The organism is Metabacillus sp. 113a (genome assembly GCF_050107635.1).
Lineage (GTDB): Bacteria > Bacillota > Bacilli > Bacillales > Bacillaceae > Metabacillus_B.
The window spans coordinates 729,872-754,383 of record NZ_JBNILJ010000001.1; the positions used below are offsets into that span (position 1 = coordinate 729,872).

27 protein-coding genes are annotated in these 24,512 nt (G+C 46.0%); 1 reads left to right on the forward strand and 26 read right to left on the reverse strand.

The window, feature by feature from the left end:
* Positions 1-5: 5 nt before the first annotated feature.
* From lepB to ACQCVE_RS03905, 22 genes are all read right to left on the reverse strand, one after another.
* Positions 6-557, reverse strand: a complete 552-nt coding sequence (gene lepB / locus ACQCVE_RS03800) for a signal peptidase I (protein WP_426861678.1) — start codon at positions 555-557, stop codon at positions 6-8.
* A 168-nt stretch (positions 558-725) separates the two neighbouring features.
* On the reverse strand, positions 726-1,070 hold the full coding sequence (gene rplS / locus ACQCVE_RS03805; protein ID WP_035411981.1) for a 50S ribosomal protein L19: 345 nt from the start codon (positions 1,068-1,070) through the stop codon (positions 726-728).
* A 141-nt stretch (positions 1,071-1,211) separates the two neighbouring features.
* Positions 1,212-1,943 (reverse strand): tRNA (guanosine(37)-N1)-methyltransferase TrmD, encoded by a 732-nt coding sequence (gene trmD / locus ACQCVE_RS03810; RefSeq protein WP_426861680.1) that lies wholly within the window; start codon positions 1,941-1,943, stop codon positions 1,212-1,214.
* Positions 1,933-2,463, reverse strand: a complete 531-nt coding sequence (rimM, locus tag ACQCVE_RS03815; RefSeq protein WP_426861682.1) for a ribosome maturation factor RimM — start codon at positions 2,461-2,463, stop codon at positions 1,933-1,935. The genes trmD and rimM overlap by 11 nt, the downstream gene beginning before the upstream one ends.
* A 9-nt stretch (positions 2,464-2,472) precedes the next feature.
* Complete coding sequence (locus ACQCVE_RS03820) at positions 2,473-2,853, reverse strand: YlqD family protein (protein WP_426844475.1); 381 nt, start codon at positions 2,851-2,853, stop codon at positions 2,473-2,475.
* Between the two features lie 214 nt (positions 2,854-3,067).
* Positions 3,068-3,298: a KH domain-containing protein gene (locus ACQCVE_RS03825; RefSeq protein ID WP_426861684.1), complete on the reverse strand. Its 231-nt coding sequence runs from the start codon at positions 3,296-3,298 to the stop codon at positions 3,068-3,070.
* Between the two features lie 10 nt (positions 3,299-3,308).
* Positions 3,309-3,581: a 30S ribosomal protein S16 gene (gene rpsP, locus ACQCVE_RS03830; protein WP_426844477.1), complete on the reverse strand. Its 273-nt coding sequence runs from the start codon at positions 3,579-3,581 to the stop codon at positions 3,309-3,311.
* A gap of 91 nt (positions 3,582-3,672) precedes the next feature.
* A complete protein-coding gene (gene ffh / locus ACQCVE_RS03835) occupies positions 3,673-5,016 on the reverse strand; it encodes a signal recognition particle protein (RefSeq protein WP_426844478.1) in 1,344 nt (447 codons plus the stop codon).
* A gap of 13 nt (positions 5,017-5,029) precedes the next feature.
* Positions 5,030-5,362, reverse strand: coding sequence for a putative DNA-binding protein (locus ACQCVE_RS03840; protein WP_426844479.1), 333 nt, complete (start codon positions 5,360-5,362; stop codon positions 5,030-5,032).
* A 447-nt stretch (positions 5,363-5,809) separates the two neighbouring features.
* Complete coding sequence (ftsY, locus tag ACQCVE_RS03845; protein WP_426861686.1) at positions 5,810-6,793, reverse strand: signal recognition particle-docking protein FtsY; 984 nt, start codon at positions 6,791-6,793, stop codon at positions 5,810-5,812.
* Between the two features lie 14 nt (positions 6,794-6,807).
* A complete protein-coding gene (gene smc, locus ACQCVE_RS03850) occupies positions 6,808-10,374 on the reverse strand; it encodes a chromosome segregation protein SMC (RefSeq protein WP_426861687.1) in 3,567 nt (1,188 codons plus the stop codon).
* Positions 10,375-10,646: 272 nt separating this feature from the next.
* Positions 10,647-11,387 (reverse strand): ribonuclease III, encoded by a 741-nt coding sequence (gene rnc / locus ACQCVE_RS03855; RefSeq protein ID WP_426844482.1) that lies wholly within the window; start codon positions 11,385-11,387, stop codon positions 10,647-10,649.
* A gap of 88 nt (positions 11,388-11,475) precedes the next feature.
* Complete coding sequence (gene acpP / locus ACQCVE_RS03860; RefSeq protein ID WP_426844483.1) at positions 11,476-11,709, reverse strand: acyl carrier protein; 234 nt, start codon at positions 11,707-11,709, stop codon at positions 11,476-11,478.
* A gap of 71 nt (positions 11,710-11,780) precedes the next feature.
* Positions 11,781-12,521, reverse strand: coding sequence for a 3-oxoacyl-[acyl-carrier-protein] reductase (gene fabG / locus ACQCVE_RS03865; protein WP_426844484.1), 741 nt, complete (start codon positions 12,519-12,521; stop codon positions 11,781-11,783).
* Positions 12,521-13,465, reverse strand: a complete 945-nt coding sequence (gene fabD / locus ACQCVE_RS03870; protein WP_426861689.1) for an ACP S-malonyltransferase — start codon at positions 13,463-13,465, stop codon at positions 12,521-12,523. The genes fabG and fabD overlap by 1 nt, the downstream gene beginning before the upstream one ends.
* Before the next feature lie 16 nt (positions 13,466-13,481).
* Positions 13,482-14,474, reverse strand: coding sequence for a phosphate acyltransferase PlsX (gene plsX, locus ACQCVE_RS03875; RefSeq protein WP_426844486.1), 993 nt, complete (start codon positions 14,472-14,474; stop codon positions 13,482-13,484).
* Positions 14,471-15,058, reverse strand: coding sequence for a transcription factor FapR (fapR, locus tag ACQCVE_RS03880; protein ID WP_426844487.1), 588 nt, complete (start codon positions 15,056-15,058; stop codon positions 14,471-14,473). Before fapR ends, plsX begins: the two co-directional genes overlap by 4 nt.
* Positions 15,059-15,138: 80 nt before the next feature.
* Complete coding sequence (gene recG, locus ACQCVE_RS03885; protein ID WP_426861772.1) at positions 15,139-17,187, reverse strand: ATP-dependent DNA helicase RecG; 2,049 nt, start codon at positions 17,185-17,187, stop codon at positions 15,139-15,141.
* A complete protein-coding gene (sdaAA, locus tag ACQCVE_RS03890; RefSeq protein WP_426844488.1) occupies positions 17,177-18,067 on the reverse strand; it encodes an L-serine ammonia-lyase, iron-sulfur-dependent, subunit alpha in 891 nt (296 codons plus the stop codon). The genes recG and sdaAA overlap by 11 nt, the downstream gene beginning before the upstream one ends.
* Before the next feature lie 33 nt (positions 18,068-18,100).
* Complete coding sequence (gene sdaAB, locus ACQCVE_RS03895) at positions 18,101-18,763, reverse strand: L-serine ammonia-lyase, iron-sulfur-dependent subunit beta (protein WP_426861691.1); 663 nt, start codon at positions 18,761-18,763, stop codon at positions 18,101-18,103.
* 201 nt (positions 18,764-18,964) lie between these two features.
* Entirely contained in the window at positions 18,965-20,626 is a 1,662-nt protein-coding gene (locus ACQCVE_RS03900; protein ID WP_426861693.1) for a DAK2 domain-containing protein, read from the reverse strand.
* A gap of 15 nt (positions 20,627-20,641) precedes the next feature.
* Positions 20,642-21,004 (reverse strand): Asp23/Gls24 family envelope stress response protein, encoded by a 363-nt coding sequence (locus ACQCVE_RS03905; RefSeq protein WP_426844491.1) that lies wholly within the window; start codon positions 21,002-21,004, stop codon positions 20,642-20,644.
* A gap of 490 nt (positions 21,005-21,494) precedes the next feature.
* Here ACQCVE_RS03905 and rpmB point away from each other — a divergent pair, with 490 nt between their 5' ends.
* Positions 21,495-21,683, forward strand: a complete 189-nt coding sequence (gene rpmB / locus ACQCVE_RS03910) for a 50S ribosomal protein L28 (protein WP_426844492.1) — start codon at positions 21,495-21,497, stop codon at positions 21,681-21,683.
* Positions 21,684-21,882: 199 nt separating this feature from the next.
* Here the strand turns inward: rpmB and spoVM are convergent, their stop codons facing one another.
* The 4 genes from spoVM to rsgA form a co-directional block, all read right to left on the reverse strand.
* On the reverse strand, positions 21,883-21,966 hold the full coding sequence (spoVM, locus tag ACQCVE_RS03915) for a stage V sporulation protein SpoVM (RefSeq protein ID WP_426844593.1): 84 nt from the start codon (positions 21,964-21,966) through the stop codon (positions 21,883-21,885).
* A gap of 76 nt (positions 21,967-22,042) precedes the next feature.
* Positions 22,043-22,702, reverse strand: a complete 660-nt coding sequence (locus ACQCVE_RS03920; RefSeq protein ID WP_426844493.1) for a thiamine diphosphokinase — start codon at positions 22,700-22,702, stop codon at positions 22,043-22,045.
* A 271-nt stretch (positions 22,703-22,973) separates the two neighbouring features.
* The gene (gene rpe, locus ACQCVE_RS03925) at positions 22,974-23,624 is read right to left on the reverse strand and encodes a ribulose-phosphate 3-epimerase (RefSeq protein WP_426861774.1); all 651 of its coding nucleotides are present in this window, start codon (positions 23,622-23,624) and stop codon (positions 22,974-22,976) included.
* 2 nt (positions 23,625-23,626) lie between these two features.
* On the reverse strand, positions 23,627-24,511 hold the full coding sequence (gene rsgA, locus ACQCVE_RS03930; RefSeq protein WP_426861695.1) for a ribosome small subunit-dependent GTPase A: 885 nt from the start codon (positions 24,509-24,511) through the stop codon (positions 23,627-23,629).
* Position 24,512: the final 1 nt, after the last annotated feature.

Consider the following 24,512-nt stretch of genomic DNA (forward strand, 5'->3'; position numbering starts at 1 on the left):
TCCTTTTACTTCACAATACGCATATCCGGAAGCGGCCAATAAACAATTTTGGCTTCCCCCAAAATCTCTGCAATAGGCACTGTTCCTATATGCCGGCTGTCTTTGCTGATCCGCCGGTTATCTCCCATTACAAATACATGCCCTTCAGGAACTCTCTTTCTTCCAGTCACTTCTTCCAGAGAAAAGTTTTCAGTGAGCGGAGGATCTATGAGCCGTTTCTTGTATTCTTCAAGGTACGGCTCCGCAGCGGGCCTGCCATTTATGTATAGCTGGTCCCGCTTATATTCAATTGAATCACCCGGCAGTCCGATGATCCTTTTAATGTAATCTTCATCCTGGGATGCATGGAAAACAACAATCTGAAAACGCTCTGGGCCTGACAAAGAAAACCCCGCCTTATTGACGATCATCCGGTCGAATGGATTAAGTGCCGGAAGCATGGATTCACCATCTACAACTACTGTTGAAAATAAAAACTGGCGGATGATGACTGCAATAATAACGGCTAGTGCAATTGCTTTGAGCCACTCAAAAAACTCTTTTCTTTCCTTTGTCAAACAGCTCACCATCCCAATCTTCAGCTAATTCTATTTTTACACAGTTTGGGTAAGTTAAAACCTGGATCTTTGATGGGGAATTTGAGGGCTGTGACCCTGTTGCTATTTTATGGATAATTACAGACTATAAAAAAAGAGCTTGTTGCTTTAACAAGCTCTTTCTCTAATTTATCGGATTTCTTTAATACGGGCTTTCTTACCGCGCAATTCACGCAAGTAGTAAAGCTTCGCACGGCGTACTTTACCGCGGCGTACAATTTCAAGATTAGCGATTTTTGGCGTGTGTACCGGGAACGTACGCTCAACACCGACACCGTAAGATACTTTACGGACCGTAAATGTTTCGCTGATTCCACCGCCACGACGCTTAATCACAACACCTTCAAAAAGCTGGATCCTTTCACGTGTTCCCTCAACAACCTTAACGTGTACACGTACAGTGTCACCGGGACGGAACGCAGGAAGATCAGTTTTAAGCTGTTCTTTTGTGATTTCTTCAATTAGTTTTTGCATCGTATTCAACTCCTTCCAACAGATGCTCATTCCAATCTTACTATTGCAGCGGAACATCTTAATAAGGCATGCAGAAAATAAATCTCTGCAAACCACAAAAAATATCTTACCATATTCTTATAGGAGCATGCAACTGGTATCTCAAAGCTTTTTAAGATTTTCGATGTATTTCTTTTGTTTATCTGTAAGACTGTAGTTCTCGAGCAAATCAGGCCTTCTTTCAAAGGTCCTTCTCAGTGATTCTTCTTCCCGCCACTCATCAATCAGCTTGTGATTGCCGGATACTAATGTGTCAGGAACCTTCATTCCCCTAAAATCTGCCGGCCTCGTATAGTGGGGGTGCTCAAGCAGCCCGGAGCTGAAGGAATCAAGCACCGGTGAATCTTCATTTCCCAGTACTCCCGGCAGCAGCCTCACAACGCTGTCCGCAATCGTCATTGACGGCAGCTCCCCTCCCGTCAGAACAAAATCCCCAATGGAAATTTCGTCCGTTACGAGATGCTCTCTGATGCGCTCGTCGTAGCCCTCATAATGTCCGCAAATGAAAACGAGATGATCGGCCTTCGCGAGCTCCTCAGCCTTCATCTGGTTAAACCGCTCACCCTGGGGACAAACAAGGATGACACGGGGATTCGCGGGAGAGGAATTTCTGACAGCCTCAACCGCATCAAAAATCGGCTGGGGCTTCAGCACCATCCCTGCCCCTCCGCCGTACGGATAGTCATCGACCGTCTGATGCTTGTTGTCAGCATAATCCCTGAAGTTGATTACGTTAAACTCGACAGCCGATTTTTCCTGTGCTTTCTTCATGATTGAGTGATGGAGAACCCCTTCAAACATTTCAGGAAAGATGGAGAGAAAGTCAATCCTCATCTTCGATCAAGCCTTCCATCGGTGTGATGATAATTCTTTTCTCAGACGGATTGATATCCTTTACTATTTCCTGAATATAAGGAATCAGCACGTCCTTTCGGCGCGGACGTTTAATCACCCAAACGTCATTTGCACCAGGAGTCAGAATTTCTCTAACCGTGCCAATTTCTTTTCCTTCGTCTGTATAAACAGTGCAGCCGATAATTTCATGAAAATAAAATTCGTTCTCATCAAGCTCTGATAATTCAGACTCCGGAATCCTGATCGCCATTCCTTTGAGCGGTTCTACATCATTAATATTCGGATAGCCTTTAAAGGTAAGCAGATCAAAGCTTTTGTGCTTTCGATGGCTCTCAATTTCAACTTCCAGAGGCTTTGGATTTTTTTCTCCAAAAATAAAAATCTTTTTGCCGGGCTTATAGCGTTCATCAGCGAAATCTGTTACAGATACCACCCTGACTTCTCCGCGAATCCCATGTGTATTCACAATTTTTCCAACGTTAAACCATTTCTCTTCCATTCTGTCACCTCAGCGAATTTCGGTAATGATACCATCTGTAATAATGATGCTCCGTTCAGCAGAAGAGCTTGTCCATGAATCTCCTATACCAAGCTCGACCAGTGCCTGAACCTCTTTTTCCTTTAGCTCACTGCCCAGTGGCAGAGTGTGAAGCTGGTCGATTTGAAATTCGACCATTTTGATTTTATCCTTGCGTTTTTCGATTTCTTTTTTATATTGCTGGCGCATTTCATTGCTGATATTGGTTTTCTCAAGTTTTTTGAGCTGAAAATATAGCTGGTCGCATTCTCTGTTCAGCTGCTCCATCGTCGAGCTGAAACCGTCCAGAAGTTTTGTTTTGCTGCCTTCTGTAAGCACCTGCATAACTGACACCGTCTGCAAGATTTTCACTCGTCATCCACCCTTCAAACTCATTCTCTTTATTTTATCATTTTTTCCATTAAATAAAAAAGATTGCCTTGCACTCTTCCGAAAAGACCGGCAATGGCATGGTTGAGGGTGTTAAGAGGCAGCAGGCTCATATCGGCCAGTGTTACAGCTGGCTTTTTCCCACACTCCGCAGTCACTAAAAAGGACGGGGCTCTGAGAGCCCCGTCCTTCGAAGTTAATCGTTTATTTCAAGCTGAATCCGTTTAGAAGAGCGTGTCCCTGCAGCATAAACCACAGTCCGCACTGCTCTTGCAATTCTGCCTTGCTTGCCGATGACCTTCCCGACGTCGCTCCGGCTGACAGTGAGGCGGTACACAATAACCTTATCCTGCACATCTTCTTCCACCGAAACCAAATCGGGTTCGTCTACAAGCGGCTTCACAATTGTTTCGATTAACCCGATCATCTGATTCATCTTACTTGTTCAGTTTGGAATTGTGGAATTTTTCCATGATTCCTTGAGTAGAGAACAGGTTACGCACTGTATCAGATGGTTTTGCACCGTTGTGCATCCATTGAAGAGCCAAAGCTTCATCAATTTTAACTTCTGCAGGCTGAGCTACAGGATTGTAAGTTCCAACTGTTTCAATGAAACGTCCATCACGAGGAGAACGGGAATCTGCTACTACGATACGATAAAAAGGAGATTTTTTTGCTCCCATGCGTTTCAAACGAATTTTTACTGCCATTATTAAAGCACCTCCGAAAATAGTTCACAAGATAGTATATTATCAATGTTGTGTTGGTTTGTAAAGTGTTTTTTCTTAACAGACCTGAAATTTACATGAACGGAAACTTCATGCCGCCTTTTTTCTTGCCTTTAGACATACTTGTCATTTGCTTCATCATCTTTTTCATGTCTTCAAATTGCTTCAGCAGACGGTTGACCTCGGGCACGGATGTACCGCTGCCTTTGGCGATCCGCCTTCTGCGCCCGGCATTAATGACGTCAGGATTTTGTTTTTCTTCCTTCGTCATGGACCGGATAATCGCTTCTACATGACCAATTTGCTTTTCATCGACCTGCACGTTTTTCAGGCCCTTCATTTTGCCGGCACCCGGAATCATCCCGAGCAATTCATCGAGCGGCCCCATACTTCTGACCTGTCCCAGCTGCTCAAGGAAATCATCGAACGTAAAGTTTGCTGTCCTCATTTTTTGCTCAAGCTCTTTTGCTTTTGATTCATCCACATTTGCCTGGGCTTTTTCTATGAGGGTAAGAACGTCCCCCATGCCTAATATCCGCGAGGCCATGCGTTCAGGATGAAAGGCTTCAATCGCATCGAGCTTTTCGCCTAGACCCACATATTTAATTGGGGTCTCTGTTACCGCCCGAATCGAAAGGGCTGCCCCGCCACGGGTGTCACCGTCAAGCTTTGTCAGCACTACACCGGTCAGACCGAGACGCTCATTGAAGCTTTGGGCAACATTCACAGCATCCTGTCCGGTCATAGAATCAACAACGAGAAAAATTTCATCAGGAGCTGCCAGTTCTTTAACCTGAGTCAATTCGTCCATTAAATTCTCGTCAACATGAAGCCGGCCAGCCGTATCAATCAGCACATAATCATGATGCTCCTTCTTCGCATGAGCGATTGCCTGTTCAGCAATTTCAACCGGACTCACCTGGTCTCCCATGGAGAAAACATCCATATTAAGCTGTTTTCCCAGCGTCTCGAGCTGTTTAATGGCGGCCGGACGGTAAATATCTGCAGCAACCAAAAGCGGCGTCCGGTTATGTTTTTTCCGAAGAAGGTTAGCGAGCTTTCCAGTAGTTGTTGTTTTACCTGCACCTTGAAGCCCAACCATCATAATGACAGTCGGAGGCTTTTTAGCGACAGCTATTTTGCTTTGCTCCCCGCCCATCAAAGCTGTCAGTTCTTCCTTAACGACCTTGATGACCTGCTGGCCCGGAGTAAGACTCTGCATAACCTCCTGGCCTACAGCGCGTTCGCTGACTCGTTTGACAAAATCTTTAACAACCTTGAAATTTACATCCGCTTCCAGCAAAGCTAAACGGACTTCCCGCATCATTTCTTTTACATCGGCCTCGGAAACTTTCCCCTTGCCGCGAATCTTCGTAATGGTCTGCTGAAGCCGGTCGGCCAATCCTTCGAAAGCCATCAGTACCGCCTCCTTATTCCAAATGATCCAGCGCTTCGAATAGATCCAGCAGCTGGTCTTCGCGTTCCGTCCCAGAAGCAAGTTCCTTGAGCTGTTTCATAATTGCGTTGCGCTTCTGAAACTTATGAAGCAGCAGCAGCTTTTCTTCGTATTGTTCAAGCATCGCTTCCGTCCGTTTAATGTTATCGTAAACGGCTTGTCTGCTTACACTGTATTCTTCGGCAATTTCACCGAGGGAATAATCATCGAGATAATAAAGAGACATGTAGCTCTTCTGCTTCGATGTCAGCAGTGACTGATAAAAATCAAAGAGGTAATTCATCCGCGTCGTTTTTTCTAAAATCACGGCTCTCTCCCCTTTTGTTAAGTGAAATGCCTTTACAACATTTACATTCTACCTATTTTCCCAACCCGCGTCAAGTTTTTTTCTTGACGAAAAGAAAAGCGGAGGGCGCTTGCCCATGCCGACTGGGACATTGGAGCCCCCGACCGAAAGGCGCTCTTTGCCTTGACCGAGAGAGCGAAGCGGCCCTGCGGCATAGCACCCGGAGCTGGACAAAGAGAAAAGCGGAGGGCGCTTGGGCAGCGACGTTGTCGATTAGCGAGTGTATTTTTGTCGTTTATGAGCGCGATGCTGTCGATTGCGAGTGGGTTTTTGCCGTTTATGAGCGGGATGCTGTCAAATGGTTGCGCGGATACAAACACAGCCAGATTCAGATGCACCCGGACTCTGGAGTTCCATGCCCCGCTTATCTAAAATAAAAGAACCCCATTTTAGGGGTTCCTGTCCATTCTATGCTTCCTCAACCAGGTCGGCAAATAAGCCGTACACATATTGCTGGGCATTGAATTCCTGGAGGTCATCTATTTTTTCTCCAAGTCCTACAAATTTAACGGGTATGTCAAGCTCACTGCGGATCGCCAGAACGATACCGCCTTTTGCTGTCCCGTCAAGCTTTGTTAAAACAATGCCCGTTACATCGGTAGATTGTGAGAATTGTTTAGCCTGGCTCATGGCGTTTTGGCCGGTTGTTGCATCAAGGACCAGCAGGACTTCATGCGGTGCGCCTGGAACCTCCCGCTCGATGACTCGTTTTACTTTTTCGAGTTCATTCATCAGGTTGACTTTGTTTTGGAGACGGCCGGCCGTATCACAGATCAGCACATCCGCTTTTCTGGCTTTGGCTGCCTGCACCGCATCGAACATGACGGCTGCGGGATCCGAGCCTGCCGATTGTTTAATCACAGCGGTCCCGGTACGCTGCCCCCAGACTTCAAGCTGTTCGATCGCTCCAGCTCTGAACGTATCCCCTGCCGCAAGAACGACGGTTTTCCCTTCCGATTTAAATTTATTTGCAAGCTTTCCAATCGTCGTCGTTTTGCCGACCCCGTTTACTCCTACAACTAAAATGACGTTCAGACGGTCTTCTTTCAGGTTCAGCTCTGCAGAAGACTGCTTGCCGCTATCGTAAATTTCCACGAGTTTTTCCGAAATGACATCCCTTACTTCAAGGGGATCCTGGATATTCCGCCGTTTGACTTCCAGCTTCAGTTCATCAATCAAATCCATAACCGTTGCAACACCCACATCTGCTCCGATCAGGATTTCTTCCAGCTCCTCGAAAAATTCTTCATCCACCTTGCGGAAGCGGGAGACAAGATCATTTACTCTTGTGGAAAAATTAGATCTGGTTTTCGTCATTCCGTCTCTGAATTTGTTTGTTACGGAATCTGACTGTTTCGTAATGCTTTCCTTCAATCTTTTTAAAAAGCTCATCCCTCAGCGTCCCTTCACTTTGTTGTAGAAAATTCCTTCGTATCTTCCAGCCGGACCGATACGAGTTTGGATACTCCGGATTCCTGCATCGTAACCCCGTACAGCACATCACACTCTTCCATGGTGCCCTTGCGGTGTGTAATGACGATAAACTGGGTTTCGTGGCTGAATTGTTTTAAATACTGGGCAAACCGGTACACATTGGCTTCATCAAGCGCCGCTTCCACTTCATCGAGAATGCAAAACGGGACTGGCCTTACTTTAAGAATCGAGAACAGCAGGGCAATGGCTGTGAGTGCTCTCTCTCCCCCGGAAAGCAAACTTAGATGCTGCAGCTTTTTACCCGGCGGCTGTGCCACAATGTCCACTCCGGTATTCAGGAGGTCTTCCGGATTGGAAAGCCTTAGTTCAGCCCGTCCGCCTCCGAACAATGCTTGAAAAACCGATTCGAAGTGGGAACGGATCTGTTCAAACGTTCCGGAAAACTTCCTTTTCATCTCGTCATCCATTTCATCAATAACCTGATGAAGGGTGTCTTTAGCTTCTAGCAGATCTTCACGCTGATCGTGAAGAAACTGATATCGTTCTGATACCCTCTCATACTCATCAATGGCTCCGAGGTTTACGGTTCCGAGTTCTTCTATGCCGCGTTTAATGAGTCTGACTTTTTTTCTTGCTTCATCAGGCTCCATAGAGAGCACATGTTTTTCTTTCGCCCTTTCGAACGTGAGCAGGTATTCCTCGCGAAGATGATTCAGTTTCGTGTCCAGCTCGATATCAAGACGGGTAATTTTCACTTGTTCGTCCTTAAGCCAGTCAGCCATTTGCTTATAGATCCGGGAACTTTCCTTCAGTTCCGCTTCCATGGACTCGACCTGCTCCTGCAGATTCGTCCGTTCGGTTCTTCGCTCAGCAATCATCTGGATGGTTCTGTTTTTTTCGTTTAATTTTTCCTCAGATGCATTTGAAAGAATTTGCTCTCCGCTCGTGTTTGAGCTGACCTCTGTCGCCAATAGCGAAAAATCTTCTTCCGCTTCCTTCAGCCGCTTCGAGCGATCTGCCAGTTCCGCTTTAAGGCGGCTTGTTTTTTCAGATACATTCTCGTATGCCTGCTGTTTTCCGGCAAGAATGACTTTTAGTTCTGTTACTTCATCCTGAAGGCCGGCCCTTGATTCCTGCTGAGTGTTTTTCAGCGAAGACAGGCGGCCGATTTCCTGATCCAATTCTTTTAGCTTTTCTGCAGATGTTTCAATGAGTGAGGTTAATTCTTCTAACCGTGAACGGTTTTTTTCCCGTTCTGATTCAAACGACTCCTTCTCAGCGTCATATATGGAAAGGTGGTCGTTGACGTTTTTCTCCTTCCACTCCGCTTCTTTTAATGATGTCTGAGCGGAGTTAAGCTCCTGCCGCAGTTTTTCACCTTTGACCCTCAGATCCTCTACCTGCTGCTCCTGGCCGAGAATTCCGGATTTCAGACTTTTCACTTCGTGTTCAAGCTTCGCTGTTTTTTCTTCCATTTCAGCGAGCTGCCCGGCAATCGCTTCCGTTTCCCTGTTGCGGCTTAAAAGTGAGCCGGATTTTTGTTTGACGGCTCCCCCGGTCATAGACCCGCCCGGGTTTACTACGTCTCCATCAAGCGTCACGATCCGGTAGCGGAATTGGAGGAGCTTTGAGAGCTCGTTCGCCCCCTTTAAGTCCTTTGCAACCACTGCAGACCCGAGGAGGTTTTCCATGACTGCTCCGAAGCGGGGGTCATATTCAGCAAGCTCTGATGCAATTCCTATAAAAGAAGAATGCTCTTTCAGCTTCAATTTATCAGCTGTGCCGATTTTTCTGCTTTTCATCACAGATAAGGGAAGAAAAGTTGCACGGCCAAATGAATGCTGCTTTAAGTAGCTGATTGCTTTTCTGGCAACTATTTCATCTGCTGTGATAATATGCTGGGATGCAGCCCCAAGTGCAATTTCAATTGCCGTTTCATACTCCTTTTTTGTTTTAAGAAGCTCAGCAACCGCACCATGAACCCCCTCGAATTGCTCCCTTGCCTTTAATATCTCTTTAACTCCCTGATAGAATCCGGAATAATCCTCCTGCATCGCTTCAAGCATTTCTTTCCTGGAACGGATCTGCTGGAGAAATTGATAGGCTTTGTATAATGCTGATTCTCTTTTGCTGTAAGTCTCCCTGTCTGCCTCGAGCTTTTTCTGGGCATGGCGGTATGTCCGGATCTGTTCATCCATTTTGGCTTCTATATTCGTAAACTGTGCTTTAAGGTTGTCTTTTTCCTCCGCAAGCGCAAGTCTCTCCTCCAGATACTTGCTGTTGCTGTCAGAGGCACGCTCGTTTTTTATCGACTGAAGTCTTTGCTGTTCGGTTATGTATGCCGATTCATTGCGGGCAGATGTCTGCTGATTTAAGATATCAAAATAATCGCTTTTGAGCTGTTCGATCTCCTGATCTACATTTCCGCTTTGAGCATCCAGCAGGGCTTGCTTTTCTCTCACAAGTGCCTGAGACTGCTTCATCTCGGCAGCGAGCCGTGCTTCTTTTTCTTCTTCGGTTTTTCGTTCTTTTTTAAGGTGCTCTATCTTACAGCTGAGCTCCTGAATCAGCTGCTCAAGCTGACCCCGGTTTTGCTGTGCATTCCGCCTTCTTTCCTTCAGGACTTCTTTTTTTCCTTCAAGCTTTTCAAGCTCTTCACTCGTCTGAAGGAGCACTTGCTGAAGGCTGTCAATTGTATCGTCAAGCTTTGAAAGGCTGCTCCTTGTTTCACTGATGGCTTGCTCTTTACGGAGAACCTCTTCTGCCAGAGCGGCTTCTTTCTCTTTCCCGCTTTCTGCTGCCTCGGATAGATTGGTCCATTTCCGGTGAAGCTCTTCAATATCATGGACAGTCAGAGCCACTTCAATTTGTTCAAGTTCTTCTTTTTTATCCAGGTAATCTTTTGCGATGGAGGCCTGTACTTTAAGCGGCTCCACCTGTCCTTCCAGCTCATGCAGAATATCCTGGACACGGTTCAGATTGTCCTGGGTCTCAGCTAATTTATGCTCTGCTTTCTTTTTTCTCGTTTTATATTTTAATACCCCTGCCGCCTCTTCAAAAATACTGCGGCGTTCTTCTGCTTTGCTGCTCAGGATCTCTTCAACTTTCCCTTGGCTGATAATCGAAAAGGCTTCTTTCCCCAGTCCTGAGTCCATAAACAGGTCGATGATGTCCTTCAGCCGGCATGGTTGTTTATTAATAAAATATTCGCTGTCACCAGAGCGGAAAACCTTCCTTGTAATGCTTACTTCATGATAATCAATCGGCAGAAACTGATCCTCATTATCAAGGGTCAGCGTAACTTCGGCGAGGTTCAGACCTCTTCTCGTATCACTTCCGGCAAAAATGATATCTTCCATTTTGCCGCCCCGCAGTGATTTAGCAGATTGTTCGCCGAGCACCCACCGCACCGCATCGGTAATATTGCTTTTTCCGCTTCCGTTTGGTCCAACTACGGCTGTTACACCTTTGACAAAATCTACGCTTGCGCGGTCAGCAAAGGATTTAAACCCTGCTATATCCAATCGTTTGAGGAACATTCAGATTCCTCCTTACACTTATTAAATTCAAACATATTTTAACACAATCCTTTATGTAAAAATAGAAAAGCTGAGGACAGCCGTCCGTCATGAAAGACGCGGTCATCAGCAGGAGCTTTCCGTATCAGGAGGCTCTTCACAGCCGCAGGCAACATGCCGGCCGTGCAGCCATTGACGCGGACTGCAAAAAAAGACTGACCGGCTTTGCGGCTCTGTCTGCATCCATCTTGGCCGGCAGGCAGAGTTTTCAAGCTGGGTCAGCCTATATAAAATCAAGTTTTGGTTTGCATTTTTCCAAGAGCCTGCTGGGCGGCATGCTGCTCAGCTTCTTTTTTCGAACGGCCCATGCCTGTTCCAAGCACTGTTCCTTCAAGTGCTACGACGGCTTCAAATTCCCTGCTGTGTGCAGGTCCTTTTTCCGTTTGAATTTTGTATTCCAGCGGCCCTCTGCCATCTCTTTGCACCAGTTCCTGAAGCTGGCTTTTGAAATCCATCACATGAGAAAAAGCACCTTCGTTCACCTTAGGAAATACATATTTTTCAAGAAAAGCAACGACCGGATCCAGACCTTTGTCCAGGTATAACGCTCCTATGAAGGCTTCAAAAACATCAGCAAGAAGCGCAGGTCTTGCTCTTCCGCCTGTCATTTCCTCGCCTTTACCAAGAAGGATCAGATTGCCGAATGACAAGTCGCCGGCAAAAGAGACGAGTGAGGGTTCACAAACGATTGCTGCCCGAAGCTTCGTTAAGTCACCTTCCGTCATGGTCGGATACTTCATGTATAAAAATCGGGAAACTGTCAGTTCAAGAACAGCATCTCCTAAAAACTCCAGACGCTCGTTATCTTCATAAGGTTTTTTTCGATGCTCATTCACATACGATGAATGGGTAAACGCTTGGTACAGCAGCTTTTCATTAGAGAAAACCTGGCCGATTCTCTCCTGGAACTGCTTGAACTCCGCTGCTTTCTTAGCAAAATTTCTTCTCTCTTTATAATGTGTATGCTTTTGCATAACTACCTCCATCATCACCAAAACAATTGGGCGGCTTTCCCCCTGTATGAACGGGAGAAAGCCCCGCATAGCGGGACTTCAACATACTTTACGCCTGGCTCTGTATGTAATTAACTGCGTCACCCACTGTAGCGATTTTCTCTGCATCTTCATCAGAAATCTCCATATCGAACTCATCTTCAAGTTCCATTACAAGCTCAACTACATCCAGGGAATCTGCTCCCAAGTCATCTTTAAAAGAAGACTCCATTTTAACTTCAGAAGCATCGACACCAAGGCGGTCGACGATGATCTTCGTTACGCGATCCAAAACGTCTGCCATTGCATTCACCTCCCCTCAAAGTATTATAGTCAATCCGCGGTCAAAAGACCAGTTTGATTTTGGAAATATCCCTACATAAACATTCCGCCGTTTACGTGGAACGTCTGCCCGGTTATATAGCCGCTTTTGCCGCTTGCCAGGAAGGTGACCAGATTAGCGATATCCTCCCCTTCTCCGAATTTTGCAAGCGGGATCTGCGTTAGCATTGCTTCTTTGACATCGTCACCCAATTTTTCTGTCATGTCGGTAGAAATAAAGCCGGGAGCAACGGCATTAACCGTAATGCTTCTGGATGCCAGCTCTTTTGCTGATGTTTTTGTTAAACCAATCACACCGGCCTTTGCTGCAGTATAGTTAGCCTGGCCCGGGTTACCGGTTTCACCGACAACTGATGTGATGTTGATGATGCGCCCGCTTCGCTGCTTCATCATTTGTCTTGTGGCAGCTTTCGTGCAAAGAAAAACACCCTTTAAGTTTGTATTGACAACATCATCCCATTCGTCTTCTTTCATTCTCATCAGCAGATTGTCTCTCGTAATGCCTGCATTATTAACGAGAATATCAAGCGTTCCGAATTCACTGATCGTATCTTTAATCATCTCTTTAACTGCTTCTGAATTGGATACATCCGCTTTGATGGCAATGGCTTTTCTTCCCAGTGCCTGAATTTCCTTGACCGTTTCTTCGGCTTTTGCTTCATTTCCTGCAAAGTTTACCGCAACGTCAGCACCGTTCCTTGCCAGATCAAGCGCTATAACACGGCCAATTCCTCTAGAAGCCCCTGTAACGAGTGCAGCTTTTCCTTCCAGCATCATACTTCCTCCTTTAAGGCTTCTACAGCAGCTTTCAGTGAGTCCATGTCTGAAACTGACAGGATTTTCACACTTCTGTCAATTTTTTTAATCAACCCTGAAAGGACCTTTCCCGGACCGATTTCGACAAAAACAGTAGTTCCATTTTCAATCAAAGCTTTTACGGTTTCCTCCCACCTTACCGGGGAGTAAAGCTGCCTGATCAGCAGTTCACGGATCCGGCTGCTTTCTGTTTCCGGCTGAGCCGTCACATTCGGAATCACTGGGATCGTTGCATCCTTTAATGTCATTTCATCAAGGACCGCTTTCAGTTTATCTGCAGCAGGCTTCATTAGCTCAGAATGAAAAGGACCGCTGACGTCTAGCGTAATGGCTCTTTTAGCACCGGCTTCCTTCGCTTTGGCTGAAGCAAGCTCCACTCCCTTTGCTGTTCCGGAGATGACAATCTGGCCCGGGCAGTTCAGGTTAGCGATCTGAACTGAATCACCATCCGCTGTAGTGCTCTCCGTTATTTCACGGAGCGGCTCGGATTCCATCCCCATAATTGCTGCCATCGCTCCCTTGCCGGAAGGCACCGCGTCATTCATAAATTCTCCGCGCCTGCGGACGGCAAGAACCGCATCTTCAAAAGTCAAGACTCCTGAGGCAACGAGAGCAGAGTATTCGCCCAGGCTGTGGCCGGCTGTGAAATCCGGCTTTATCCCCTCCTGATCAAGCAGCTTCCAGGCTGCAATGCTTGCTGTGACAAGGGCTGGCTGGGCATTATATGTAAGAGTTAATTCTTCTTTAGGGCCCTGGAGCATGATTTTTGTCAGCTGATCCTCCAGGATTTCGTCCGCTTTGTCAAAAATTTCTTTCCCTTCAGGGGTCTGTGCGGCAAAATCCTCCCCCATGCCTACTGTCTGTGAACCCTGTCCGGGGAAAACAAATGCGATTTTGGACATTTTACTTCCTCCGTTCTTAGTCGGTTTGACGCTCAGCAATGGCTGTGCGAATGGTGCCGGACACATCATTTAATATCATATCCCGCGTTTGCCGGATGGCATTATAAATGGCATTCCCATCAGAGGAACCGTGCGCCTTGACAACCGGAGCATTGAGACCGAATAGCGCAGCTCCGCCATATTCAGAGTAATCCATTTGCGAGCGGATTTCTCTTAGTTTTGGCTTTAATACGGCTGCTGCGAGTTTTGAGGTGAAATTGCTCGTTAACGCTGCTTTAAGCATTGAGAATACAGACATCGCAGTCCCTTCTATCGTTTTTAATGTTACGTTTCCGGTAAAACCATCCGTTACGACAACATCAGCTGCTCCTTCCAGAAGATCCCTCGCCTCAACATTGCCTTTAAAATTTAATCCAGAGTCTTTCAGATTCAGAAAGGCCTGTTTGGTCAGTTCATTCCCTTTTTTATCTTCTGTCCCAACATTCAGCAGGCCAACGGTTGGATTTTCCACCCCGCGCACTTTCTCTGCATAGATGGAACCCATCACGGCATACTGAAGCAAATGCTCCGGCTTTGCCTCAACATTTGCCCCTGCATCAAGGAAAAGAAACCCCTGACCGTCCAAGGTCGGAAGAGTAGGTGCGAGCGCAGGCCGGTCAATCCCTTTAATTCTGCCAACGATAAAAAGGCCGGCTGTCATTAGTGCACCGGTATTTCCGGCAGATATACAAGCATCCGCTCTGCCTTCTTTCACTTCTTCTGCCATCAGCACCATGGAAGCATTTTTCTTCCGCCGCACAGCTCTTACAGGCTCATCCTCAGCGCCAATGACTTCGGTTGTATGAATAATTTTAATCCGCTCGTGAGCAGAAGCGTATTTGCTGATTTCAGTTTCATCGCCAACTAAAGTGACATGGATGTCTGTAAATGCTTCAACAGCCTTAACTGCTCCTTCGCAAATCGTTTTAGGGGCATTGTCACCGCCCATTGCGTCCATAGCAATTCTCATGTGTGATTCATCCCTTTTTCTGTTGGTTGATTGGAGCGGTACATTTCAAATTCGCCTGAAAATACGAGTTCACTTCCTGCATAGCTGTTCACGGTCACCTTCGTGCGGCCGTTTTCGTTTACACTTTCTACTTTCGCTTTCGCTATGACACGTTCCCCTTCTTTCACTTGCCGGGTGAAGCGGATCCCGGCCTTTGCTGTTAATGCCAGCTCATCGTCAATTACAGCTACGGCAAGTGAGTTAGCCTGTGCAAATAAGTGGTGGCCTCTTGCAATCTGATTACGGCTGAAAACATGTTCTGCTTTCACCTCAAAAATAGAAATCGCTTTCTGGTCCAATTCGAGGTCGATAATATCACCGATTATTTCTTCAGGAGGAAGGGATTTCACTTCATCCTCCATCGATGCCTGGGCCACAGAACGAATCCGCTCCCGAAGTTCCGGGATGCTGAGCTCCATTCGGTCAAGCCTGATTGTTTGGATGCTGACTTGAAATGCTTCAGAAAGTTCTTCATCCGTTATAAAAGGGGTGCCGTTTATCGTTTTCAGCAATTGCTGCTGTCTTTCTTTTTTCGATCTTTTCATAATAAATTACCCCATCCGCGCTATTATGACTAGGTACTAATAGTAGTATATAATCTTAATTATCGGAATGCAAGCGTGATTTAATCGAGCTTCTCCCCTTCAAGAACCCCAGTGGATTCAAGATACTTTCTCAGCCTTTCATATTCAGGATCCTTCCAGAAAGCGCCTGAATATATAAGCTTTGCCGCGTCGGTTCTGGCTGTTTCCAATGCCCGGTAATCGTGAACCATATCGGCCACCTTAAATTCAGGAAGCCCGCTTTGCTTTTTCCCGAAAAAGTCACCGGGCCCTCTTAGTTCAAGATCCTTTTCAGAAAGAACAAACCCGTCATTTGTTTCTGTCATGATTTTCATACGCTCTTTGCCCGTCTCAGATTTCGGATCTGCCAGCAGGATGCAGTATGACTGCTCGCTGCCTCTCCCGACCCTGCCTCTTAGCTGGTGGAGCTGGGAGAGCCCGAACCGTTCTGCGTCATAGATGACCATAATCGTTGCGTTTGGCACATTAACCCCGACTTCCACGACTGTTGTGGAAACAAGTATTTGTGTTTTGTTTTCACTGAATTCCCTCATTACTGCTTCTTTTTCGTTTGGATGCAATCTGCCGTGCATCAGTCCTACATTCCACGCAGGGGAAAAAGAATGAACGAGCATCGCGTGGACGTCTATAGCATTCTGAACATCCAGTTTTTCCGATTCTTCAATCAATGGACAAATCACATAGGCCTGTCTTCCTTTTTTAACTTCTTTATCTACAAAGCCAAGTATTCTGTCGAGCATATTATGCTTAACCCAATACGTCTCAATCGTTTTTCTGCCCGCGGGAAGCTGATCGATTACAGAAACATCCATTTCCCCAAATGCTGTAATGGCGAGAGTCCTCGGGATCGGAGTCGCGGTCATAAATAAAACATCAGGTGACTCCCCTTTTTCTCTCAGCACCCTCCTCTGGCCGACTCCAAACCGATGCTGTTCATCTGTAATGACGAGACCGAGTCTTTGGAAGTTCACTTCATCCTGAATAAGAGCATGCGTCCCGACCATTATATGAATATCCCCTTTTGACAGCCTCTCAAGAAGCTCTCGTCTCCGCTTCCCCTTCACAGAGCTTGTCAGCAGGGCCACTTTAAGATGGAGAGGCTCAAAAAGTGCTGATAAAGAATTCGCATGCTGTTCTGCAAGAATTTCGGTGGGAACCATAAGCGCACTTTGATATCCTGACACAATGGCGGCATACATCGAAATAGCGGCTACAACGGTTTTTCCGGAGCCAACATCCCCTTGCAGCAGACGATTCATCCGGTAAGGGGATTTCATATCGGCTATGATTTCTTCCAGCACCTTGCTTTGGGCATCAGTTAGTGTAAAAGGAAGAGTTTGAATAAAGCGATTAAGAGCTTCTTCGGAAAACTCATGGGTGATTCCTTTCGAGAGCTCTCTTTGCACTTTGCGAAGGGCCTGCATTTTCAGCTGAAAAAGCAGAAATTCCTCATAAACAAACCTTCTCCTTGCATGCTTCAGTTCTTCATGGCTTAGAGGAAGATGCACGGTTTTGACAGCTTCCGCCTTTTGCATCAGCTTATAAGTAAGACGAATTTGTTCAGGCAGGTTTTCAGGTACTTGACTGCCAAACTCCCTCAAGGCATTCACCATATGCTTTCTGAGCTGCTTCATTGTAAGGGAACCCTTAACAGTATAAACAGGCTCTAAATCCTGTTTGGACTCATGAGGAGAAAAGGAAAGATCCTGAAGAGTAATCGTCTGCCGGTTTTTATCCCATTTTCCGCTAACGGTAACGATTTGATTAATTGAAAGCTGTTTTTTGTAATAAGGCCGGTTAAAGCAAATGACACTAACGAGATAACGGCCAACCAGCAGCCTGAACGTTAATCTTGACTTCTTTTTCCCGTAATAAGCAAGAGAAGGCTCGCTATGAACCTTCCCCTCTACCGTAACTCTCTCATCGTGCTGTACTTCAGCCAGGTCCCGCAGGCGGTAGTCTTCATACCTGTAAGGAAAATATTCAAGCAGGTCTTCAATGGTCCGGATCCCCATCTCCATGAGTACAGAGGCAGTCTCATCCCCTACCCCTTTCAACACGGAAACAGGCTGCAAAAGATCAGGTGTCACGGCGATCGAGGGAGATTCCGAAGATTTTGGCTTCAAGCTCCCGCCCTGTAGGTGTTGCCGCAAGTCCGCCCTGTGCTGTTTCCCTTAAGGCAACAGGCATGGTTTGCCCAATTTTGTACATCGCATCAATGACCTCATCGCACGGAATCCTGCTTGTTATACCGGCGAGTGCCATGTCTGCAGCGACCATTGCATTCGCCGCTCCCATTGCATTCCTTTTAACACACGGAACTTCCACAAGTCCTGCTACCGGATCGCAGACAAGACCGAGCATGTTTTTCAAGGTAATGGCCATTGCCTCGGCTGCCTGAGCAGGAGAACCGCCGGCCATTTCTGTAATGGCTGCAGCCGCCATTCCTGCTGCAGAACCGACCTCCGCCTGGCAGCCTCCAGCGGCACCGGAAATTGAAGCATTATTGGCCACGACGAACCCAAATGCTCCTGACGTAAAAAGAAATTCAATCATTTCTTCTCTCGTTGGCTTTAGCTTTTCCTTAACAGCAAAAAGAGTACCGGGGACCACACCTGCGGAGCCTGCTGTAGGAGTCGCGCAAATCGTACCCATAGCCGCGTTGACTTCATTCGTGGCCACCGCTTTGCTTACCGCATCGAGAATGGTTTCTCCTGACAGGAAGTTTCCTTTTTCTATATAGGCCTGCATCAGAACCGCATCACCGCCGGTTAACCCGGAATGGGACTTTACCCCTGATAAGCCTTTTTCCACTGCCTGTTCCATTACCTGAAGATTGCGGTCCATCATTGAAATGAGATCTTCCCTGCTTTTTCCAGTTATCTCCATCTCCTGCTGAATCATGACTTCAGAAATTTTGCAATTCCGGCTATAAGCCAATTCAACAAGCTCTGCTACATTACGAAACATGCCAATTCCTCCATTCTCTTAACCCATAACTTGCTATTCTGCAATTTTTGTCACTTGCAAAATATTTGGGAGCGTTTTCAATTCCTCTATAACCTCTGTGTCAATATTCTGGTCCACTTCTATTGTCATAAGGGCTAGCTGGCCCTTTTCTTTACGGGATACATTCATATGTCCTATATTAATGGCATGCTTAGCCAGAACGTTTGCTACCCCTGCAATCGCTCCGTACCGGTCATTATGCATGACCAGAATGGCAGGGTGGTTCCCTGAGAGCTGAAGAAGGAAGCCGTTAAGCTCTGTAATTTCAATCTTTCCCCCGCCTATGGAAATCCCTACGAGCTCAAGCTGTCCCTGGTCGTCTCCAATAATGACCCGTGCAGTATTCGGATGGTCCATAACCGCATCCTCTTCAGTAAACGTAACCTTCATCCCAGCCGCATCAGCCAGTTGAAGGGATGTCTTAATCCGCTCATCAAACGTATCAAAATCCAGTATTCCCCCAATAATGGCAACATCCGTGCCATGACCGCGGTATGTTTTGGCAAAGGACCCATAGAAAGAAACAGCAGCCCATTTCGGCTCTCTTCCAAACAGACTTCTCGCAACTCTTCCAATCCTGGCAGCTCCCGCTGTATGTGAACTGGAAGGGCCGATCATGACAGGACCGATAATATCAAAAACACTTCGATATTTCATGAATGGTACCCCTCTCTAGTTAGCAGACATCATAACTTTCAGTTTGCTTACAGTTTACCAGATTTGAATAAATTGTGTACATGCCTCCTGAAAAACGAAGGGCTAAACATGTTTGGACCTTCTCATGAGATCTGTCATCAGGTCCGTTTAACAAAAAAAAGACCGTCATGGAAATAGACGGTCTCTCAGCAAACGGGATCTTTACTCTACAGAAAAAATGAAAGAATAAAGAGGCTGTTTACCGTTATGAACTTCAACTTCAATATCGCTGAAAGCTGTTTCAATATGCTTGATAAGCTGGTCAACCTCTTGAGCGTTTGTCTCGGAACCGTAAAGAACAGTCAGAATTTCATCGCCGTCCCCAATCATTTCATTAAGTAGTTTAATGGCGGCCTGAACCTGTACTTTATCCTTCGTTACAATTTTTCCGTTCATGATTCCCATAAAATCATTTTTAGAAATATCCAATCCGTCGATTTGAGTGTCACGGACTGCATACGTAACTTGTCCTGATTTTACACTGCCCAGTGCCTCGGTCATTCCACTCTCATTATCCTCAAGTGAACCGCTTGGATTAAAGGATAAAAGCGCCGTGAGCCCCTGCGGAACCGTTTTAGAAGGAATAACCAGCACGTTCTCTTCTACAACTGATGCAGCCTGCCGTGCCGCCATGACGATATTAGAATTATTGGGAAGAATGATAATGTTCTCCGCATTCACTTTTTCAATGGCTGAGACAATATCTTCTGTGCTCGGATTCATAGTCTGGCCGCCTTCAATGACTTCGGAGGCACCAATGCTTCTAAACAAATCTGCAATCCCGGATCCCATGGAAACGGTAATGATCCCGTATTTCTCCTTTTTCTTTTCAGGCTGGGGTGCAGCTTTTGCCGGCTCGCTGACAAGATTGCTGTGCTGCTCGCGCATGTTTTCAATTTTCATGCTGATTAAGCTTCCATACTTTTGTCCATATGAGAGCACCTCACCCGGGTGTTCTGCATGAATATGTATTTTCGCTACCTCATCATCGGAAATAACAAGAAGAGAATCTCCGAATTCACTTAATTCTTTACGGAACTGATCTTCAGAAAACGATTTTTTCCCTTCTTCAAAGCGGACCATAAATTCTGTGCAATACCCAAATTCGATATCTTCTGTATTAATGTGGGCATGAACATTCTTGTGGTGTTCAGCATTGACCATGTCGTTCATGGAAGGCAGCGCCATTGGAGTGCCCGGTACTTTTTCGCCCTTCAATTCCGCCAGAAACCCCTCATACACCAGAACCAGCCCCTGGCCTCCGCTGTCAACCACTCCTACTTCCTTTAAAACAGGGAGAAGATCGGGAGTCCTCTCAAGCGAAGCTTTTGCTTCCTTAAGAATGGCTTCCATCAGCTTAATAAGATCGTCCTCATTTTTTGCGGCAGATACGGCCTTTTTGGCAGCATCTTTTGCTACAGTGAGAATGGTTCCCTCAACCGGTTTCATCACAGCTTTATAAGCCGTATCCACTCCAGTCTGAAAAGCCTGGGCAAAATCCCTGGCCGATATAGAGCTTTTGCCTTCAATCGACTTGGAAAACCCTCTGAACAGCTGGGAAAGGATGACGCCGGAATTGCCGCGGGCTCCCATTAGCAGCCCTCTGGAAAGAGCCATACCGACTTTGCCAATATGGGCCTGCACATTTTTTTGTACTTCCTTAGCCCCTGATGACATCGATAAGTTCATATTTGTTCCTGTATCGCCATCAGGCACAGGAAAGACGTTTAAGGCGTCCACCATTTTGGCATTATTGGATAGATGGTTCGCACCCTGCATAATCATTTCAGCAAAGTGGTTGCCGTCCAAAGTTTTGATTGACACGATTTTTCCTCCTTACTACGGGTTCGTTACACGAACTCCCTGAACGAAAATATTTACTGAGTCTACAGCTAATCCAACCGTGTGATCAAGCGTATATTTCACTTTGGTCTGTACGTTATGTGCTACCTCTGAAATTTTCGTTCCGTAGCTAACAATGATATACATATCGATGTGAATGCTGTCTTCTGCCTGACGCACGATGACACCTCTGCTGAAATTTTCCTTGCGGAGGATGTCTGTAATTCCATCTTTAATCTGATTTTTGGTAGCCATTCCTACAATTCCGTAGCAATCAATGGCTGCACCGCCGGCTACCGTTGCAATAACTTCATTGGAGATGTCGATTTGTCCGTATTTTGTGGTAAGTTCGATGGACATGCTATTTCCTCCCTTTTTTCGCTCAATGAATATACCTCAAGCCTTAAGATGGCGTGTTCTCAGTCTTGAAGGCCGCACGCATGATAAAGCTATTTTACTATAGGCTTCACCATTTTGAAAGCTTGGCTGAATTCATGCCATGTTTGCAGGCTTCTATTATTATACAGCATAGCTTAATTGCGTATGTCAAGGTATTTTTCTTGAACGCTTCTGTTTTCTTCTCGCTGTAAGCGATTCTATAAATGATACCTTCCCCTAACAAACCGAATTGTAACCTTAATTGAAATAAGGCGCAAAGGAAAAAAACTTGACAAAGAATAGTTGCAATACTAAAGAAGGTTATGGTAAATTATTAAGGTATCTCGTGAATACAGACATTTTTAACCGTTAAAGCAATCATCAGGGAAGTGCGCCTTTCTGCGGAACAGGCAAACCGAAATGAATCGATCGCTTGCTTCAATGAGGTTTTGCAAGGTGAGGAGGGAATCATATGGCACGTAAATGTGTAGTTACAGGCAGAAAAACCCGCTCTGGCAATACACGTTCCCACGCAATGAACGCGAACAAGCGTACATGGGGAGCCAACGTTCAAAAAGTGCGTATCCTGGTTAACGGGAAGCCAAAACGTGTATACGTTTCAGCTCGCGCTCTTAAATCCGGTAAAGTGGAACGCGTATAATTAGATCGCCAAAAAATAAGCCTGCATAAGGCTCGCCAAAGAGGAAATGAACAGGGGGAACCTGCATTTCCTCTTTTTTGGTGATATTTTTCATTAACCGTCTTTTTTCAAACACTAACTGAAAAAAGATGCCCTTATCAGAGCATCGCGCTGCTTTTCGTTTTCACGGCAGAGAAAACAAGCTGATTCGCCTGTATGTTTATGAGTCCTTCTTAAAAGAACCAAGCATTGCCCGAATAATTCCTCCCAGAAACTTTGGCAGTTTGATCGTATAGAACTTCATAATTTCCCTCCTCAGCCCTTTCAATCATCCTTTAAAATAGCCACGCACGCTCATGGCCTTTTGAATTATTCACCCATCACTTCATATTTGTTTCATCCCGGCTTCTCACCATCATTAATATGCCGCTTTTAAATGAAACAGTACCGGTGTGATGAATCAGTTCATTACTAATACATAGTGTGGAACCAAATGGAATATGCCGATTTTCGAGAGGATATTTAAATCCTTCCAGGGTTAGTCCTTCAGCATCAGAACCGGTGGGGATAAAAGATATGTACGGATAGGTTTTTTCGGTTTGGATCGTATGACTGCCGGCACGCAACAGGCGGATAAAGTTGAAGCGATCGACGAGTTCGATCGGGATAGAAGATTCAAATTCCTTCATCAGCAAATAGATATTGGCGAAAAAATGATCGAGCCTGCCCCCCGTAGCTCCGAAAATTCTGATTCTTTCCGGCTTCTTGCTTATGGCCCAATCAACGGCCAGTTCCGTGTCGGTTTTATCTTTTTCAGAGGGATAAATATTCAGCCTTTCGTGCCGTAATTGCAATTCTTCCCTTTCCAGATCCGAGATCGAGTCGAAGTCCCCTATAGCCTCTGCCATTGGAAGTTTTCGATTAAATAAATAAATGACTCCCCGGTCCACACCGGCCCAGGAAACGTCTTTATGATTTTCTGCATGCAGATCCGGTATCAGCCGCTCAGGACCTCCAGCCACGATATGTATAAGTTTCAACCCATTCTCTCCTTTTATTAATTTTCTTTATTCGTTCTGCAAAATCGCATTGCTTTACGGAATACAGAAAATCCCGCTGCAGGAACGATATGTCCCGGCTATCTGCACATTGATGCGGAAGGCTGTAATCAGGCAGGAAGCTGCTTCAAAGCAGAGAATGTGAGACGGCCGGGTACATCAACTGCCCGTCCCGCTTTAGATTATAGACTGCAGCGGGGCGCATCGTTCCAATAATGCTTTTTAAAAAAGAACCACCAACAGGTGATTCCCTTCAGCTTTCTCCACGGATGCTTTGTATCGCTTTTTTACGGTCTGCTTTCCCGTATATGGCCGACCCTGCTACTATCACCTGTGCTCCCGCATCGATGCATGCTCCGGCATTTTCACCGTTAACTCCCCCGTCAATCTGAATGAGTACATTCAAACCTTCCTCTTGAATCCTTGAGGAAAGCGCTCTGATTTTGCCGAGCATTTCAGGGATAAAAGCCTGCCCTCCGAATCCGGGATTCACAGTCATAAGCAAAACATAATCCACGTCTTTAAGAACATAGTCCAGTACACTCAAAGGGGTATGCGGATTGAGAACCACTCCAGCCCTTACCCCTTTTGATTTGATGAGCTGAATGGTTCTGTGCAAATGGGTACAAGCTTCAGCATGAACAGAGATCATGTCAGCTCCTGCTGCAGCAAATTCGGAAATGTACAGATCAGGATTTTCGATCATCAAATGCACATCTAAAGGCAATGAGGTTACAGGGCGCACGGCCTTAACGATAAGAGGACCGATTGTAATGTTCGGTACAAAGTGGCCATCCATTACATCAATATGGATCCAGTCGGCTCCACCGCGATCAACATCTTCTATCTCTTCTTTTAATTTTGAAAAATCAGCTGATAATATAGAAGGGGCAATGTATACCAACATTAATACCTCGGCTTTCTGTCTTTAATTTCTTCTAAGAAACTTAAATAGTGGGTGTATCGGTATTCCTTAATTTCTCCTTTTTGAACAGCTTCCTTTACGGCACATTTAGGCTCAGATACGTGGGTGCATCCTCTGAACTTGCAATCTCCTGCCCGTTCCCTTATCTCAGGGAAGCAATGACCAAGATCCTGCACTTCAATACCCGTAAAGTCCAAGGAACTGAATCCCGGTGTGTCTGCAATCAGGCCACTGTCGATCGCTATGAGCTCTACATGCCTCGTCGTATGCTTCCCGCGCCCCAGGTGGCTTGAGATATCATCAGTTTTTAATGCCAGATCGGGCTTAATGGCATTGAGCAGCGAGGATTTACCGACTCCTGACTGACCTGCAAACACAGAGATTTTATCTTCGAACAAGGGCCCAAGTGAAGAAATCCCTTCCATATTTTCTGCAGATGTTTGAAATACGCGGTACCCTGCCTCTTGGTAATCGCTGGCAAAAGAAAGGATGTTCTCTTTAAGCTCAGCGCTTTCAATCAAGTCCGTTTTACTGATGCAGATAACCGGTTCTATGCCATTGGCCTCTACAAGGACAAGGAAGCGGTCAAGCAGCAGGGTGCTGAAGGCAGGTTCAATAGCTGAAAAAACAAGGATAGCCTGGTCCACATTTGATATGGGCGGTCTGACCAGCTCATTTTTTCGGGGCAGGACTTCGATAATCGTTCCTTCCTTATCGTTTTCCGCCTGATACACCACTTCATCCCCGACGAGGGGGGTGATTTTGTTTTTTCTAAACAGTCCCCGCCCCCTGCATTGGACGAACCTCTCACCATCTAACACATAATAAAACCCCGCTAATGCTTTTACAATCTTTCCTTCCGGCATA